The sequence below is a fragment of the Prevotella sp. HCN-7019 genome (assembly GCF_037890215.1).
Lineage (GTDB): Bacteria > Bacteroidota > Bacteroidia > Bacteroidales > Bacteroidaceae > Prevotella.
Map to the genome: position 1 here is coordinate 1 of NZ_JBBKBO010000027.1, position 1,546 is coordinate 1,546.

Sequence of the window (1,546 nt, forward strand, 5' to 3'; positions counted from 1 at the left end):
AAAGATATTTTACAATGTAGAGTTTGATCCTGGCTCAGGATGAACGCTAGCTACAGGCTTAACACATGCAAGTCGTGGGGCAGCATGGGGAATGCTTGCATTTCCTGATGGCGACCGGCGCACGGGTGAGTAACGCGTATCCAACCTGCCCCTTACTCCGGCACAGCCCGTCGAAAGGCGGATTAATGCGGGATGCAGTCAGAATGATGCATATTGCTTTGACAAAAGGTTTTCCGGTAAGGGATGGGGATGCGTCCGATTAGCTTGACGGCGGGGTAACGGCCCACCGTGGCGACGATCGGTAGGGGTTCTGAGAGGAAGGTCCCCCACATTGGAACTGAGACACGGTCCAAACTCCTACGGGAGGCAGCAGTGAGGAATATTGGTCAATGGGCGAGAGCCTGAACCAGCCAAGTAGCGTGCAGGAAGACGGCCCTATGGGTTGTAAACTGCTTTTGTATGGGAATAAAGTTGCGTACGTGTACGCATTTGCATGTACCATACGAATAAGGACCGGCTAATTCCGTGCCAGCAGCCGCGGTAATACGGAAGGTCCGGGCGTTATCCGGATTTATTGGGTTTAAAGGGAGCGTAGGCCGTCTCAAAAGCGTGTTGTGAAATGTCCCGGCTCAACCGGGGCCGTGCAGCGCGAACTGTGAGACTTGAGTGTGCGGAAGGTATGCGGAATTCGTGGTGTAGCGGTGAAATGCTTAGATATCACGAAGAACTCCGATTGCGAAGGCAGCATGCCGCAGCACTACTGACGCTGATGCTCGAAGGTGCGGGTATCGAACAGGATTAGATACCCTGGTAGTCCGCACAGTAAACGATGGATGCCCGCTGTGAGCCGTTTTAGGTTTGCGGCCAAGCGAAAGCGTTAAGCATCCCACCTGGGGAGTACGCCGGCAACGGTGAAACTCAAAGGAATTGACGGGGGCCCGCACAAGCGGAGGAACATGTGGTTTAATTCGATGATACGCGAGGAACCTTACCCGGGCTTGAATTGCAGGTGCATGGACAAGAGATTGTCCTTTCCTTCGGGACTCCTGTGAAGGTGCTGCATGGTTGTCGTCAGCTCGTGCCGTGAGGTGTCGGCTTAAGTGCCATAACGAGCGCAACCCCTCTCCGTAGTTGCCATCGGTTCGGCCGGGCACTCTGCGGACACTGCCTCCGCAAGGAGTGAGGAAGGTGGGGATGACGTCAAATCAGCACGGCCCTTACGTCCGGGGCTACACACGTGTTACAATGGGGCATACAGAAAGCAGGGTGTACGCAAGTGCATTCAAATCAAGAAAGTGCCTCTCAGTTCGGACTGGGGTCTGCAACCCGACCCCACGAAGCTGGATTCGCTAGTAATCGCGCATCAGCCATGGCGCGGTGAATACGTTCCCGGGCCTTGTACACACCGCCCGTCAAGCCATGAAAGCCGGGGGCGCCTGAAGTCCGTGACCGCGAGGGTCGGCCTAGGGTGAAACCGGTGATTGGGGCTAAGTCGTAACAAGGTAGCCGTACCGGAAGGTGCGGCTGGAACACCTCCTTTCTGGAG

Annotated in this window: 1 rRNA gene; it reads left to right on the forward strand. The window is 55.6% G+C overall.

What is annotated here, in order from left to right:
- Positions 1-11: 11 nt before the first annotated feature.
- Positions 12-1,540: ribosomal RNA gene (locus tag WKT13_RS13300) — 16S ribosomal RNA — on the forward strand.
- Positions 1,541-1,546 lie beyond the last annotated feature (6 nt).